Source organism: Pseudomonas sp. GW821-FHT09E12, from assembly GCF_059416085.1.
The window spans coordinates 346,427-361,904 of the sequence record NZ_JBWKOM010000001.1; the positions used below are offsets into that span (position 1 = coordinate 346,427).

General features: G+C 65.2%; 11 protein-coding genes. 3 read left to right on the top strand and 8 right to left on the bottom strand.

All coding sequences use genetic code 11. From position 1 onward, the window contains the following. Positions 1-384: 384 nt before the first annotated feature. The 8 genes from moaA to AC07PQ_RS01770 all read right to left on the bottom strand — a co-directional run bounded on the left by moaA (position 385) and on the right by AC07PQ_RS01770 (position 11,859). Complete coding sequence (moaA, locus tag AC07PQ_RS01735; protein ID WP_493184638.1) at positions 385-1,377, bottom strand: GTP 3',8-cyclase MoaA; 993 nt, start codon at positions 1,375-1,377, stop codon at positions 385-387. Positions 1,378-1,387: 10 nt separating this feature from the next. Next, a complete protein-coding gene (locus AC07PQ_RS01740) occupies positions 1,388-2,353 on the bottom strand; it encodes a peptidylprolyl isomerase (RefSeq protein ID WP_493184637.1) in 966 nt (321 codons plus the stop codon). 10 nt (positions 2,354-2,363) lie between these two features. Then, positions 2,364-3,044: a respiratory nitrate reductase subunit gamma gene (gene narI / locus AC07PQ_RS01745; protein WP_493184636.1), complete on the bottom strand. Its 681-nt coding sequence runs from the start codon at positions 3,042-3,044 to the stop codon at positions 2,364-2,366. Then, complete coding sequence (gene narJ, locus AC07PQ_RS01750) at positions 3,037-3,792, bottom strand: nitrate reductase molybdenum cofactor assembly chaperone (RefSeq protein WP_493184635.1); 756 nt, start codon at positions 3,790-3,792, stop codon at positions 3,037-3,039. Before narJ ends, narI begins: the two co-directional genes overlap by 8 nt. Positions 3,793-3,794: 2 nt before the next feature. Continuing rightward, positions 3,795-5,333 (bottom strand): nitrate reductase subunit beta, encoded by a 1,539-nt coding sequence (gene narH, locus AC07PQ_RS01755; RefSeq protein WP_493184634.1) that lies wholly within the window; start codon positions 5,331-5,333, stop codon positions 3,795-3,797. A gap of 9 nt (positions 5,334-5,342) precedes the next feature. Beyond that, a complete protein-coding gene (locus tag AC07PQ_RS01760; RefSeq protein WP_457276601.1) occupies positions 5,343-9,110 on the bottom strand; it encodes a nitrate reductase subunit alpha in 3,768 nt (1,255 codons plus the stop codon). A 69-nt stretch (positions 9,111-9,179) separates the two neighbouring features. Continuing rightward, positions 9,180-10,577, bottom strand: a complete 1,398-nt coding sequence (locus AC07PQ_RS01765) for a NarK family nitrate/nitrite MFS transporter (RefSeq protein WP_101338267.1) — start codon at positions 10,575-10,577, stop codon at positions 9,180-9,182. Then, positions 10,564-11,859: an MFS transporter gene (locus tag AC07PQ_RS01770; protein ID WP_007928740.1), complete on the bottom strand. Its 1,296-nt coding sequence runs from the start codon at positions 11,857-11,859 to the stop codon at positions 10,564-10,566. Before AC07PQ_RS01770 ends, AC07PQ_RS01765 begins: the two co-directional genes overlap by 14 nt. A 313-nt stretch (positions 11,860-12,172) precedes the next feature. Here AC07PQ_RS01770 and AC07PQ_RS01775 point away from each other — a divergent pair, with 313 nt between their 5' ends. The 3 genes from AC07PQ_RS01775 (at position 12,173) to AC07PQ_RS01785 (ending at position 15,422) form a co-directional block, all read left to right on the top strand. Next, entirely contained in the window at positions 12,173-13,987 is a 1,815-nt protein-coding gene (locus AC07PQ_RS01775) for a HAMP domain-containing protein (protein ID WP_493184633.1), read from the top strand. Then, the gene (narL, locus tag AC07PQ_RS01780; RefSeq protein ID WP_007928738.1) at positions 13,984-14,631 is read left to right on the top strand and encodes a two-component system response regulator NarL; all 648 of its coding nucleotides are present in this window, start codon (positions 13,984-13,986) and stop codon (positions 14,629-14,631) included. The genes AC07PQ_RS01775 and narL overlap by 4 nt, the downstream gene beginning before the upstream one ends. Before the next feature lie 113 nt (positions 14,632-14,744). Then, positions 14,745-15,422, top strand: a complete 678-nt coding sequence (locus AC07PQ_RS01785; protein ID WP_493184632.1) for a Crp/Fnr family transcriptional regulator — start codon at positions 14,745-14,747, stop codon at positions 15,420-15,422. Positions 15,423-15,478: the final 56 nt, after the last annotated feature.

Here is a 15,478-nt window from a genome sequence, read left to right on the forward strand (position 1 = left end):
GCTCGGCAGCGGCTACACAAAGCATGTCCGGCAGAAGAGCCGTAGTGTGGCAAAAACAGCAAGCTTCGCCCGGCGAAGGCTTTGTTTTGGCTCTGGCTCTGGCTTTTGATCTTGATCTCTGACGCCCCGTTAACCACGCTGGCCGAACGGAGGTATTACGGAGCGGGTAAACCGGCAGGGATTCCGGTTTAGCCGCCCCGGGCCATGGATGGCCCGTGGCGGCGGCCCGCTCCGTAATGCCTGCGTTCGGGCACACCGAGCCTCAGCGAGGTGCCGAGTGGTGGGGCAAAGCGTTTTGCTTACTTTTGCGCTCTTCAAAAGTAAGCCGCCGTAAGGGCGGAACCCTAAGCCGCCGTTACCGCAGCAACGGATATCCCCCCAATCTCACCCCCCACTCATATTCATAAACCGCACCACCTGCACCGTCCCCTGCGGACTAAAATCATGCCGCAACGGCTTGCGCCGCAAAGCCTGCTGCAAGGCATCGATCAGCGGCTGGTCGTCCAGCGGATAACGCCGCAGCAGGCCACGCAGATCCAGGGCATCGTCCTGCCCCAGGCACAGCAACAGCTTGCCTTCGACGGTCATGCGTACCCGGTTGCAGCTGCCACAAAAGTTGTGGCTGTTGGGCGAGATAAAACCAATGCGTGTCTGCGGATGGCGCTCCAGGCGCACGTAACGCGCCGGCCCGCCGCTGTTCTCGGCGCTGTCGAGCAAGGCATGGCGGCTGGCGATCAGCGCCCGTACCTCGTCGCTGGAACAGAAGGATTCGCCCCGGGAACGGCCGACGTCGCCCAGGGGCATTTCCTCGATAAAGCTGATATCGATGCGCTGCTCGATGGCGTACCGCACCAGTTGCGGTACTTCCTCGAAGTTGCGGCCCTTCATCACCACGCAGTTGAGCTTGACCCGCTCGAACCCCGCCCCGCGCGCCACCTCGATACCGCGCAGCACCTGGTCGAGATCGCCGTTGCGGGTGATGGCGCGAAACTTCTGCCCGTCCAGGCTATCGAGGCTGATGTTCATCCGCTTGACCCCGGCTTCCGCCAGCGGCCGGGCCAGGCGCTCCAGCTGCGAGCCGTTGCTGGTCATCACCAGTTCGCGCAGCCCTGGCAAGGCGGCGATGTTGCGGCACAGATCAACGATGCCCGGGCGAATCAGCGGCTCGCCGCCGGTGAGGCGGATCTTGCGCACGCCCTGGCCGACGAACAGCGCCGCCAACCGCTGCAACTCTTCCAGGGTCAGCACCTGCTGGCGCGGCAGGAAGGTCATGTTCTTCGCCATGCAATACACGCAGCGAAAATCGCAACGGTCGGTCACCGACATCCGCAGATAGTCGATCTGCCGCCCGAAGCCGTCCTGCATCACATTGCTCATGGCCTTCCCCTTACTGCACCAGCGGCGAGTCGGCGCCTTGCAGATGAATGCCCCGGATGTCCGCGGCCCCGACCAGGGTTTGCAGGTACTGCACCACGGCCTTTTGCCAGACGCCCTGTTGCAACTGGTTGCGGATCACCAAAGCCACTGCCTCATAGGGCAAGGCCTGGCCCTCGACCCGCTGATCGACGCAGACCACATGCCAGCCATAACGGCTTTCCAGCGGCTTGGCCGCCAGCCCCGTCGGCAGGCTGAACAGCTGGCGCTCCAGTTCCGGCACGGTCTGGCCCTTGCTGATCTGCCCCAGGGAACCGCCCTGGGCCTTCGACGGGCAGGCCGAATACTTCAGCGCCAGTGCAGCGAAACTGTCGGGCTGTTCGTCCAGGCGTTGCAGCAAAATCTCCGCCTGGACCTGGGCCGTGCTGCGCGCCCCGGCATCGTCCGGCGCGCATTCGAGCAGGATGTGCCGCACCGCCAGCAACGGCGCGCTGTGAAAACGCCCGCGGTTGTTGTCGTAGTAACGCCAGCACGCCGCCTCGTCGCACTCCGGCACCTGCACCTCGCGTTCGAGCAGCAAGCGGGTGGCAGCCTCCTCTTGGTTCTCGCCGGCGCCAATCTGCAACGTCAGGCCGAGTTCGGCGATGCGCTGCTGCAACAGCTCGCGGATCACCAGGGCCCTGGCCGCCAGGTACACCGCCTCCTCGCGGCTGGCCGCCGGGTGATATTGCAGCTCCTGGGCCAGCGCCTGCGGGGTGATCGACACCTGGTTGACACTGATGATCGGCCACTCCTGCTCACTGCTGGCGATCAGTTGCACAGGCGCCTCGTCCGCGGCCACGGGCTCATGCCCCGGCGGCGTGAACGCCTGCACGCCCACCTCCACTTCACTCTCTGGCACCAGCGTTTCCTCGCGGGCCGAAGACCCGCAACCGCCGCTGCCGCCGTTACCGCCGCCACATCCACATCCACCTGACATGACTGCCTCCTCAGATTTTCTGCCGAACGATTTGATAACGCCGCCCCAGGTACCAGACCGGCGCGCTGACCATGTGCACCAGGCGGGTAAAGGGGAATAGCACGAACAGGGTCAGGCCGAGGAACACGTGCAACTTGTAGGTCAGGCCGACCGGGGCGATAGCCGCCGCCGCGTCCATGGGCCGCAACATCACCGTGTTCTGCGCCCAGTCGGCAAGCATCACCATCACCGAGCCGTCCATATGGGCGGTGGAGGCGACTATGGTCAAAAGGCCGAGCAGCAACTGCGCCAGCAGCACCAGCAGGATCAGGATGTCCGAAGGGCTGGAGGTGGCGCGCACCCGCGGGTCGGTGAGACGGCGCTTGATCAGCATCAGCAAACCGACCAGGCACAGCAGGCCGAAGAAGCCGCCGGAGACCATCGCCAGCAACTGCTTGTGCTCGGTGCTGATCACATGGTGATAGACCGAGGCCGGGGTCAGCAGGCCGACAAAGTGCCCGGCCAGCACGAACAGCACGCCGACATGGAACAGGTTGCTGGCCACGCGCATGCCACGCTTGTCGAGCATCTGGCTGGAACCGGCCTTCCAGCTGTACTGCGACAGGTCGAAGCGTGCCCAGCTACCCAGCAGGCAGATCGCCAGGGCGACATAGGGATAGATCCCGAACACCAACAGATTCCACTTAGACATTGCCCACCTCCCCGGCCGGCGCGGCGGCCAGCCCCTGATGCTGAAAATCCACCCAGTGCAGCGGTACCGCGCTTTCCTCCCGGGCCTTGCCCGGCGCGCTTGGCATGGCGCTGCAACGCTCCTGCTGCTCGGCCTTGAGAAAGTCCACCGCCTCCTCTTCCCAGATCTTGTCCAGGGCCTCAAGGGAGTCGTCGCGCGGCTCGGCCGCCACCTGTTCGCGCAGGTCGGCCACCGCCTGGTGCGGCTCCGCGCCAGCGATTTGCAGCAAGGCGCGCAAGCAACTGGCATAGGCGCTCTCGCGTTCCTCCAGGCGCGCCGCGAGCAGGGCCAGCAAGTGCGCGACATCGGCCAGGCCCTCGCGGGCCTCGAGATCGTCGCGGGTGGAAAGGAACTCCAGGTACAGCGGGATGTAGTCCGGCAGCTCCTTGATACCGATGGCAAAGCCCGCGGCTTCATACTGGGCGAGCATGTCGACCATGGCCTGGCCGCGGTCGCGGGACTCGCCGTGCACATGCTCGAACAACAGCAACGACAGCGAGCGGCCACGACCGAACAGCGCGCCGTAGTGCTCCTGGCCATCCATCAGGTCGTTGGTGCAGAGCAGCTCCAGCAGCTCGAACAGCGCGCCGCGCTGCTTCGGGCTGATTTCCCGGGCCTGGATGATCGCCTGCTCCAGTTCGTCGCGGCCCTCGACCAGGGTTGCGCTCGGGTAGTCGAGCAGCAGCGAAATCACTTTCAGGATGCGCATGCTCATTCCTCCCACAGTTGCACGGTTTTCAGGACGTCGCGGCGGTTGGCCTTCTTCGCCCCGAACATGTTGGTGTCGGAGCTGCCGCTGCAGCCACTGCCGAAACTGAAGCCGCAACCGGAACGCTCGGCGAAGGCATCGCTCATGGCTTCCTCGCGGTGCGCGCTGGGCACCACGTAGCGGTCTTCGTAGTTGGCGATGGCCAGGTAGCGGTACATCTCCTCGACCTGGCTCACGCTCAGGCCGACCTCCTCCAGCACTTGCAGGTCCTGCACGCCTTCGACCTGCTCGGCGCGCTTGTAGGCACGCATCGCCAGCAGGCGCTTGAGGGCGCGCTTGACCGGTTTTTCGTCGCCCGCGGTCAGTAGGTTGGCCAGGTAACGCAGGGGGATGCGCAGGCTGTCGACATCCGGGATCACCCCGTTCATGCCCACGGTGCCGGCGGCCGCGGCGTTCTGGATCGGCGACAGCGGCGGCACGTACCAGACCATCGGCAAGGTGCGGTATTCCGGGTGCAGCGGCAGCGCCAGCTTCCAGTCCACCGCCATCTTGTACACCGGCGAACGCTGCGCGGCGTCGATCACCGACTGCGGCACCCCGTCTTCCTGGGCCTGGCGGATCACTGCCGGGTCATGCGGATCGAGAAAGATTTCCAGCTGCTTCTCGTACAGGTCCTGCTCGCTGGCGGTGCTCGCCACCTCGGCGATGCGGTCGGCGTCATACAGCAGCACGCCGAGGTAGCGGATGCGCCCGACACAGGTCTCGGCGCACACGGTGGGCATGCCTGCCTCGATCCGTGGGTAGCAGAAGATGCACTTCTCCGACTTGCCGCTCTTCCAGTTGAAATAGATCTTCTTGTACGGGCAGCCGCTGATGCACATGCGCCAGCCGCGGCACTTCTCCTGGTCGATCAGGACGATGCCGTCCTCCTCGCGCTTGTAGATCGCCCCGCTCGGGCAGGACGCCGCGCACGCCGGGTTCAGGCAGTGCTCGCACAGACGCGGCAGGTACATCATGAAAGTGTTTTCGTACTCGCCGTAGATGTCCGCCTGGATCTGGTCGAAGTTCCGGTCCTTGCGCCGCTTGGCGAACTCGCTGCCGAGGATCTCCTCCCAGTTCGGCCCCCACTCGATCTTTTCCATGCGCTTGCCGGACACCACCGAACGCGGCCGCGCGGTCGGCTGGTGGTCGCCCAGGGGCGCGGTGTGCAGGTGCTGGTAATCGAAGTCGAACGGCTCGTAGTAGTCGTCGAGGCTCGGTAAGTCGGGGTTGGCGAAGATGTTCGCCAGCACCCGGAACTTGCCGCCGATGCGCGGGTTGATCGAGCCGTTGGCGTTGCGCACCCAGCCGCCCTTCCACTTGTCCTGGTTTTCCCATTCTTTCGGGTAGCCGATCCCGGGCTTGGTCTCGACGTTGTTGAACCAGGCGTATTCCATGCCTTCGCGGCTGGTCCAGACGTTCTTGCAGGTGATCGAGCAGGTATGGCAGCCGATGCATTTGTCCAGGTTCAGGACCATGCCGATTTGTGAACGAATCTTCATGACAACTCCTCAATCCATCTCGGTCGGCAGGGGGCGTGGCAGCTCATCGCCGTCCGAGCCATCGAGCCAGTCGACGCGGGCCATCTTGCGCACCACGACGAACTCGTCGCGGTTGCAACCGACCGTGCCGTAATAGTTGAAACCGTAGGCCTGCTGGGCATAGCCGCCGATCATGTGGGTCGGCTTGAGCACCACCCGGGTGACCGAGTTGTGGTGGCCGCCACGGGTCTTGGTGGTCTCGGAGCCGGGCACGTTCACGATCCGTTCCTGGGCGTGGTACATCATCACCATGCCTTCCTTGACCCGCTGGCTGACCACCGCCCGGGCGGTCGCCGCGCCGTTGGCGTTGAAGCATTCGATCCAGTCGTTGTCCTCGATACCGGCGCGCTTCGCGTCGATTTCCGAGAGCCAGACAATCGGCCCGCCACGGCTCAGGGTGAGCATCAGCAGGTTGTCGCTGTAGGTGCTGTGGATGCCCCATTTCTGGTGCGGGGTGATCCAGTTGAGGACGATTTCCGGGTGGCCATTGGTGCGCTTGCCCTTCACCGCCTCGATGGTCCGGGTGTTGACCGGCGGCCGGTAGCTCATCAGTTGTTCGCCGAACGCCTGCATCCACGGGTGGTCCTGGTAGAACTGCTGGCGGCCGGTGATGGTGCGCCACGGGATGTTCTCGTGGACGTTGGTGTAGCCGGCGTTGTAGCTGACGTGATCGTCCTCCAGGCCCGACCAGGTGGGGCTGGAAATGATCTTGCGCGGCTGCGCCTGGATATCGCGGAAGCGGATCGCCTCGTGGGCCTTGGACAGCGCCAGGTGGCTGTGGTCGATGCCGGTGAACTCGGACAGCGCGGCCCAGGCCTTGACCGCCACATGGCCGTTGGTTTCCGGGGCCAGGGACAGGATCACCTCGGCGGCGTCGATCGCCGTGTCGATCTTCGGCCGGCCCTGGCTGATGCCCGCCGCGCCCTCGCGGTAATTCAGCTCGCCGAGGAATTTCACCTCCTCCTCGGTGTTCCAGTTGATGCCCTTGCCGCCGTTGCCGAGTTTTTCCAGCAGCGGCCCGAGGGAGGTGAATTGCTTGTAGATGTTCGGGTAGTCGCGCTCCACCACTTGCAGGTTCGGCGCGTTCTTGCCCGGCTGCGGGGCCACGCCCGCGGTTTTCCAGTCGGTGCCGCCGAACGGCTGGGCCAGCTCGCCGACGCTGTCATGCATCAGCGGCACGGTGACCAGGTCCTGCTCCACGCCCAGGTGCCCCACCGCCATGCTGGAGAACGCCTTGGCGATGCCCTTGTAGATCTCCCAGTCGGAACGCGATTCCCAGGCCGGGTCGATGGCCGCCGACAGCGGGTGGATGAAGGGATGCATGTCCGAGGTGTTCATGTCGTCCTTCTCGTACCAGGTCGCGGTCGGCAGGACGATGTCGGAATACACGCAGGTCGAGGACATGCGGAAGTCCAGGGTGGTGACCAGGTCGAGCTTGCCGATCGCGCCCTGGTCCACCCATTCGGCTTCCTGCGGCTTGCAGTCGCCGACCTGGCCGATGTCCTCGTTCATCACCCCGTTACGGGTGCCGAGCAGGTACTTGAGCATGTACTCGTGGCCCTTGCCCGAGGAGCCCAGGAGGTTGGAACGCCAGATGAACATGTTGCGCGGGAAGTTCTGCGGGCTGTCCGGCTGTTCGCAGGCGAAACGCAGCGAACCCTCATGCAACGACTTGACCACATAGTCCTTGGGCGTCATGCCGAGTGCTGCGGCGTCGCGGCAGATGTGCAGCGGGTTACTGTTGAGCTGCGGCGCGCTGGGCAGCCAGCCGGCGCGTTCGGCGCGGATGTTGTAGTCCAGGGCGTGCTCGGGGAACTGGCTCTTGTCGGCCAGCGGCGAGAGCACGTCGTGCATGCTCATCTTCTCGTGGCGCCATTGCGAGCTGTGGGCGTAGAAGAAGCTGGTGCCGTTCATCTGCCGTGGCGGCCGGCTCCAGTCCAGGCCGAACGCCAGGGGCAGCCAGCCGCATTGCGGGCGGAGTTTTTCCTGGCCGACATAGTGGGCCCAGCCGCCACCGGTCTGGCCGACGCAACCGCAGAGCATGAGCATGTTGATCAGCCCGCGGTAGTTCATGTCCATGTGGTACCAGTGGTTCATCGCCGCACCGACAATGATCATCGAGCGGCCACGGGTCTTGTCGGCGTTGTCGGCGAACTCGCGGGCGATCTGGATGGCTTTCTCGCGGCTGACGCCGGTGATCTGCTCCTGCCAGGCCGGGGTGCCGGGCACGCTGGCGTCGTCGTAGTCCTTGGCCACATTGGCGCCGCCCAGGCCACGGTCGATGGCCAGGTTGGCCGCCGACAGGTCGAACACCGTGGCCACCTTGACCTGGCTGCCGTCGGCCAGGGTCAGGCTGCGCACCGGCACGCGGCGGTATTGCACGGCGTCGCCGGCCACATGCTGGAAGTGCTCCTGGATTTCCCCGGCGAAATACGGGAAGGCCACTTCGGCGACATCGCCACCGATCAGGCTCAGGCTCAGGTCGATCTCACGCCCCGCGCCGCCTTCCCGGGCGAGGATGTTCCACTTGCCCTGCTCGCCCCAGCGGTAGCCGATGGAGCCCTGGGGCGACACCAGCTCGCCGCTGGCGTCGATGGCGATGGTCTTCCATTGCGGGTTGTTGTCCTGGCCGAGGTTGCCGGCCAGGTCCGAGGCGCGCAGGAAGCGGTCCGGCTGGTAGCCGGCCCCCGGCGCGGTGCCGAGCATCGGCTTGAGCAGCACCAGCACCGGCAGGTCGGTGTAGCGCTTGGCGTAGTCGGTGAAATAGGCGCTCGGGCGGTCGAGGTGGAACTCCTTGAAGATCACATGGTTGAAGGCCTGGGCCAGCGCCGCGTCGGTGCCCTGCTTGGGGTTGAGCCAAAGGTCGGTGAGCTTGGCCACTTCCGAATAGTCCGGGGTGATGGCCACGGTCTTGGTGCCCTTGTAGCGCACCTCGGTGAAGAAGTGCGCGTCGGGGGTACGGGTCTGCGGGACGTTGGAACCCCAGGCGATGATGTAGTTGGAGTTGTACCAGTCGGCCGATTCCGGCACGTCGGTCTGCTCGCCCCAGACCATCGGCGAGGCCGGTGGCAGGTCGCAGTACCAGTCGTAGAAGCTCAGGCAGGCGCCGCCGATCAGCGACAGGTAACGGGCGCCGGCAGCGTAGCTGACCATCGACATGGCCGGGATCGGCGAGAAACCGACGACCCGGTCGGGGCCGTACTGCTTGATGGTGTAGACGTTGGCCGCGGCGATGATCTCGTTGACCTCATCCCAGCTGGAACGGATGAAGCCGCCCATGCCGCGCTTGCTCTTGTACGACTCGGCCTTGGCCGGGTCCTCGACGATGCTCGCCCAGGCCTCCACCGGCGCCATAGTCTGCCGCGCCTGGCGCCACAGCTTGAGCAGCGGCTTGCGGATCTTCGGGTACTTCAGGCGGTTGGCGCTGTAGATGTACCAGCTGTAGCTGGCGCCCCGCGGACAGCCGCGCGGCTCGTGGTTGGGCAGGTCGTTGCGGGTGCGCGGGTAGTCGGTCTGCTGGGTTTCCCAGGTGATCAGGCCGTTCTTCACATAGATCTTCCACGAGCAGGAACCGGTGCAGTTGACCCCGTGGGTGGAGCGCACGATCTTGTCGTACTGCCAGCGCGAGCGGTAGACGTTTTCCCAGTCGCGGGACTCCTTGCGGGTTTCCCCGTGGCCCTCGGCGAACTCGCTTTGCTTGCGGTTGAAAAACCGCAGTTGATCCAACAAATGACTCATGGTGCTTTCCTCTCAGGCTTGCCGCGGGGTTCTATGCCCCGACCGGGCAAGGTTTGGATTCGGGTCGTGTCAGCAGGGAGTCGCCGCGCCTTTGCGCGCGTACCACCACCAGGTCACCACGATGCAGCTCAGGTAAAAGCCGACGAACATGTAGAAGGCCATCTCCGGGCCGCCGGTCTGGGCCATGGAAGTGCCGAAGGATTTGGGGATGAAGAACGCGCCGAAGGCGCCCATGGCCGAGCTGAAACCGAGCACCGCGGCCGACTCCTTGCCGGCGTTCTTTTGCGCCTGCTCGCGCACCGCGGCGCTTTGCCCGGCGGCGGCCTTTTCGTGCAGGGTGCGGAAGATCACCGGGATCATGCGGAAGGTGGAGCCGTTGCCGATGCCGGTGGTGATGAACAGCAGCATGAACAGGCCGAGGAAGCCGTAGAAGTTGCCGCCGGCGCCGTTATGCGGAAGAAAGTGCAAGACCCCGAAGACCATCACGATCATCGCCACGAAGTTCCACAAGGTCACCCGGGCACCGCCCAGCTTGTCCGCCAGCCAGCCGCCCAGCGGCCGCACCAGGGCGCCCACCAGCGGGCCGAGGAAGGCGAACTTCAGCGCCACCACGTCCGGGAACGCGGTCTTGATCAGCATTGGAAAAGCCGCCGAGAAGCCGATGAACGAACCGAAGGTCGCCAGGTACAGCCAGCACATCAGCCAGTTGTGCTTGCGCTTGAAGATCACCGCCTGCTCGCTGAACGAAGCCTTGGCGCTGGACAGGTCATTCATGCCGAACCAGGCCAGCAGGGTCACCGCGATAATGAACGGCACCCAGACAAACCCGGCGTTCTGCAGCCACAGCTGGCTGCCGTCGGCCAGTACCTGGGGTTGCCCGCCGAGCCAGCCGAACAGGCCGAAGGTGATCACCAGCGGCACGCAGAACTGCATCACCGACACCCCGAGGTTGCCCAGCCCGGCATTCAGGCCCAGGGCCGTGCCCTGCTGCGACTTGGGGTAGAAGAAGCTGATATTGGACATGCTCGAGGCAAAGTTGCCGCCACCGAAACCGCAAAGCAGCGCGATCAGCACGAACACGCTGTAGGGGGTGTTCGGGTCCTGCACGGCAAAGCCCATCCACAGCGACGGCAGCAGCAACGAGGCGGTGCTCAGGGCGGTCCAGCGGCGGCCGCCGAAGATCGGCACCATGAACGAATAGAACACCCGCAAGGTGGCGCCGGACAGCCCCGGCAACGCCGCCAGCCAGAACAGCTGGTCGGTGCTGAAGCTGAAGCCGATGGCGTTCAGGCGCACGATCACCGTGCTCCAGACCATCCACACGGCAAAGGCCAAGAGCAGCGCGGGAATCGAGATCCACAGGTTGCGGGTCGCCGTCTGCTTGCCGCTGCGCCCCCAGAAAGCGGGGTCTTCCGGGCGCCAGTCATGAATCAACGGGCCTGAATCGGGCTTATCAAGAACCGACATGTTCTTCTCCTTGGGCAATGCTGGAAAACGGGGACGAGGTGGCCGGCGGCTGTTTGCCCAGCAGCGGGCGCTTGCGGATTTCGCTGAAGTACATCCAGGTGAGCGACACCCAGACCACGCCGTACATCAACATGAAGCAGGAAGAGCGCACGCCGGTGAGGTCCACCAGGGCGCCGAACAGGATTGGCAGGACGAAGCCGCCCAGGCCGCCGGCCAAGCCGACGATGCCGGACACCGCACCCATGTTCTGTGGGTAGTCGTTGGCGATGTACTTGAACACCGAGGCCTTGCCGAAGGCGAAGGCGATGCCCATGACGAACAGCAGCACGGTGAACAACGCAGGATTCAGGCCGATGTGGAAATCCAGGGCGCCGTCGACGGTGCGCACTTGCAGCTGGGTCTGCGGGTAGGACAGCAGGAACAGGCAGATCCAGCTGACCCAGAGCACCCACCAGGTCACGCTCTGGGCGCCCCAGCGGTCCGACATCCAGCCGCCGACGGCGCGCAGCACCCCACCCGGCAGCGAGAAACAGGCGGCCAGCAGCGCCGCGCTCTGCAGGCTGAAACCGTATTCCTGCACGTAGTACTGGGTCATCCACAGCGCCAGGGCCACGTAGCCGCCGAAGACGATCGAGTAGTACTGGCAGTAGCGCCACACCGCCGGGTCCTTCAACGCGCCCAACTGCTCGCGCAGGGTGGCGCCAGAGGCGCTGCGATGGGCCTTGTTGTCGGCGCTGAGAAACCAGAACAGCAGCGCGGTGATAAACAGGATGGCGCTGAAGGTTTTCGGCACCAGCTGCCAGCTGCCGGCGGCGATCAGCGCCGGGGCGAGAAACTTGGTCAGCGCGGCACCGGCGTTACCGGCGCCGAAGATGCCCATGGCGAAACCCTGGTTGTCCTGGTCGAACCACTTGGCGACGTAGGCGATGCCCACCGAAAACGAACCGCCGGCCAGGCCGACGAACAGGCCCAGGACCAGGAACTGCCAGTAGGCCGTGGCGTGGCTGATCAGGTACAGCGGCAACACGCAGCACAGCATCAGCAGGAAGAACACGCTGCGTCCGCCAAAGCGGTCGGTCAGCAGGCCCAGCGGCAGGCGTGCCAGCGAACCGGTGAGCACCGGGGTGGCGGCCAGCAGGCCGAACTGGGTTTCGTTGAGCGCAAGCAGCGCCTTGATCGGCACACCGAGCACCGCGAACATCATCCAGACCATGAAGCACACGGTGAAGGCCAGCGTACTCATGCCCAGCACCAGGCCTTGTCGTACACGCGGTTGGGTCATCTCGCTCTCCAGTCAGTCATTCATGGCCGCAGACTAGAGAGGCGAACCCGGTAAAAACTTGACCCGGGTCAAGGAAGCCCGGGGCCTCATGGGCCTATGCTTGCGCCGCCTACCTCCAACGAGGTAGTGCCGAAAAACCTCTGAACCCTTTGTTTATCAGGCTCTTGCCTTGGCTCCACGAGGCGGTTGCACGGATCCGATGAACAACAACTCTTTAGAGGTAGAGCGCCAGGGACCGGCTGCAAAACCATCGCCAGTCGTCCCTGGAGCCTGCTATGTCCGCCCTTCCCCCGTTCACATCCGGCCCGCGCCCTTGATCCGCTGGCTGCGCAGTTCCCTGCCCGCCCGCGCCGGCCTGGCGGTGATCCTGATCGCCGTGCTGGCGCTGGCCAGTTCCCTGAGCGCCGGGCTGATCGCCTGGTTCAGCCAGGGCGACGCGGCGGCCATCAACACCGCGGGCTCGGTGCGCATGGAGACCTACCACCTGAGCTGGAAGCTGGCCGCGGGCGCCAGCGCCGAAGAGATCGAGCAGATCCGCCAGAGCCTGCAACAGCGCCTCGACAGCCAGTCGCTCAGGGCGGTGCTGGAAGACGGCGCCGACCCCGAGCTGGTGGACAGCTACCGGCAGATCCAGCAACGCTGGAACGCTGAGTTGCAGCCAGCCCTGGAACAACGCGATGCCGCCGCGTTCCAGGCCCTGGCCCTGCCCTTCGTCGAACAGCTGAACCAGTTCGTCAGCCTGCTGCAACGCCAGAGCGAACATAAGCAGACCTGGCAACAGTTGATCCAGGGCGCGGCGCTGTTCACCACCCTGTTCGTCCTGCTGCTGGGCCTGTACGAACTGCAATACGGCGTGGTCACGCCCTTGCAGGAACTGGTGGAAGCCACCCAGCGCTTTCGCCGTGGCGACTTCCAGGTGCGGGTCAACCACCAGTCCCGGGACGAACTGGGCCAACTGGCCACCAGCTTCAACGCCATGGCCGAGACCATCGAGCAATCCCACCGCACCCTGGAAACCCTGGTGCGGCAAAAGACCCACAACCTGCAACAGGCCAACGCCGCCCTGGAGCTGCTGTACCAGAGCAGCCGCAGCCTGGCCACGCGGCTGGCCAACGCCGAAGGCCTGGACGAACTGATCCGGCGCTTCCAGCAGCGCCTGCCGGGGTTGCGCCTGTCGCTGTGCCTGCAAGGCCAGTTGCAGGCCCCGGCACAGCAGTTGATCGCCCTGCATGGCGCCGACAGCCGAGAGGTCTGCGCGGTCAGCGATTGCGCCAGCTGCCAACGGCAGCAGCCGATCGCCCGGCAGCGTTTCAGCATCAGCAACCAGGGCAGCGAACTGGGCGAGCTCAAGGCGCACTTCGTCGACGGCCATGCCCCGCAAGCCTGGGAAACCGAACTGATCCAGGCCCTGGCCAACCTGATCGGCACCTCGCTGTCGCTCAAGCGCCAGCGCGAACAGGACCATCGCCTGCTGCTGTTCGAAGAGCGCGCGATCATCGCCCGCGAGCTGCACGACTCCCTGGCCCAGGCCCTGTCCTACATGAAGCTGCAGGTCAGCCGCATGCAGACCCTGATGCGCCGTGGCGAACCGCTGAGCACCCTGGAGAACGTCACCGCCGAACTGCGCGAGGGGGTGAACAATGCCTACCGCCAGCTGCGCGAACTGTTGACCACCTTTCGCTTGCAGATCCACGACGCCGGGCTGGTGCGCGAGCTTGAGGCGACCACCGAGGAGTTCTCGCGCCGCGGCGATTTCCAGGTGCATGTGCAACTCGACAGCCTGGCTTTCGAGCTGTCGGCCAGCGAGCAGATCCACCTGCTGCAGATCACCCGCGAGGCGCTCTCCAACTGCCTGCGCCACGCCCACGCGGAGAATGTCTGGCTGCAACTGCGCCAGCATGGCGAAACCCTGCGCCTGTCGATCGAGGACGATGGCCGCGGCTTCAGCGGCGACCACGACAACAGTGGCAACCAGCGCGAACACCACGGCCTGAACATCATGGATGAGCGGGCCCGCAGCCTGCATGGCCAGTTGCAGATTTCTTCCAGGACGCCCCAGGGCACCCTGGTGCAGATGGAATTCCGTCCGGAGTTTCTCGCCGTCCCCACACAAGGTAGCGCCGCATGAACCCATCCCCCACCTACCGGATCCTGCTGGTCGACGACCATCCGATGATGCGTCGCGGCATCCGCCAGATGCTCGAACTGGAAGACGACCTGCAGATCGTCGGCGAAGCCAGCCACGGCGAAGAAGCCCTGGGCCTGATCGAACCCTTGCAGCCCGACCTGGTGCTGCTCGACAACAACATGCCGCAACTCAACGGCATCGAGACCCTGCGCCGCCTGCGGGCCATGGACTACCGCGGCAAGGTGCTGCTGTTCACCGTGTCCGACGCCGAGGACGACATTCGCGACGCCCTGCGCCTGGACGCCGACGGCTACCTGCTCAAGGACATGGAGCCCGAGTTGCTGATCCAGTACCTGCGCGATGCCCTGAGCGGCGCCCTGGTGATCAGCCCGGGGCTGACCCGGGTCATGGCCCAGGCCCTGCGTTCGCCGCCGCGCCAGCCGGAGGTCGAGCTGACCGAGCGCGAGCGCCAGGTGCTGCGCACCATCGCCAGCGGCTACAGCAACAAGGTCATCGGCCACAAGCTGGGTATCACCGAAGGCACGGTCAAGGTCCATGTGAAGAACCTGCTGCACAAGCTCGGCCTGCGCTCGCGGGTCGAGGCCGCCGTGTGGGCCATGGAACACCTGCGCAACGCCGGCTGAGCCGCGCTTAGCCCCTCCTGCCCCTTTGGCCCCCTGCCCCTTTGGAGGTACGCCGGTGGAGGCATAGGCCCTGGCAGCCGCGCGCTCTACCATGGCCGGCAGCGGAGGTACTCATGCTGACCCACCCTTCCATCGTGCTGTTGTTGCGTCGCCATCATCTGTTCAGCCAGTTGCCGGACAAGGTCTTCGAGGAGGTCTGTGCCCGGGCCATGCTCAGGCGCCTGCCCAGCCACAACACCCTGATGCACCAGGGCGCCCCGGCCAAGCGCTTTTTCCTGCTGGTCAGCGGCCAGGTCAAGCTGTATCGCATCACCGGCGAAGGCCAGGAGAACCTGGTGGAAATCATCCAGCCCGGGCAGACCTTCGCCGAGGCCCTGCTGTTCAGCCAGGCGCGCTTCTACCCGGTGAACGCCACTGCGCTGAAAGACAGCGTGCTGGTCAGCATCGACGGCAACCATTACCGCCACGCCCTGGAGGACCAGCCGCAGGTGTGCCTGGCGATCCTGGCGAGCATGAGCGTGCACCTGCACCAGCGCCTCAAGGATATCGACACCCTGACCCTGGGCAGCGCCAGCCGGCGGGTGGTGAATTTCCTGTTGCAGGAGCGCGACCCGCACAGCGGCGAGGTGGTGCTGCAAGTGTCCAAGCGCCTGGTGGCCTCCAAGCTGGGGATCCAGCCGGAGACCTTCTCGCGCATCCTCCATCGGTTGGTGGAAAGCGGCCTGATCGCCATGGAGCGGCGCACTATCCAGATCCCCGGCGCCGAGGAGCTGGCCGCCTACCAGGGCTGAGCGGCAGCAGGCCCGCCCCTATTCCCTGTAGGAGCGAGCTTGCTCGCGATGGCGGC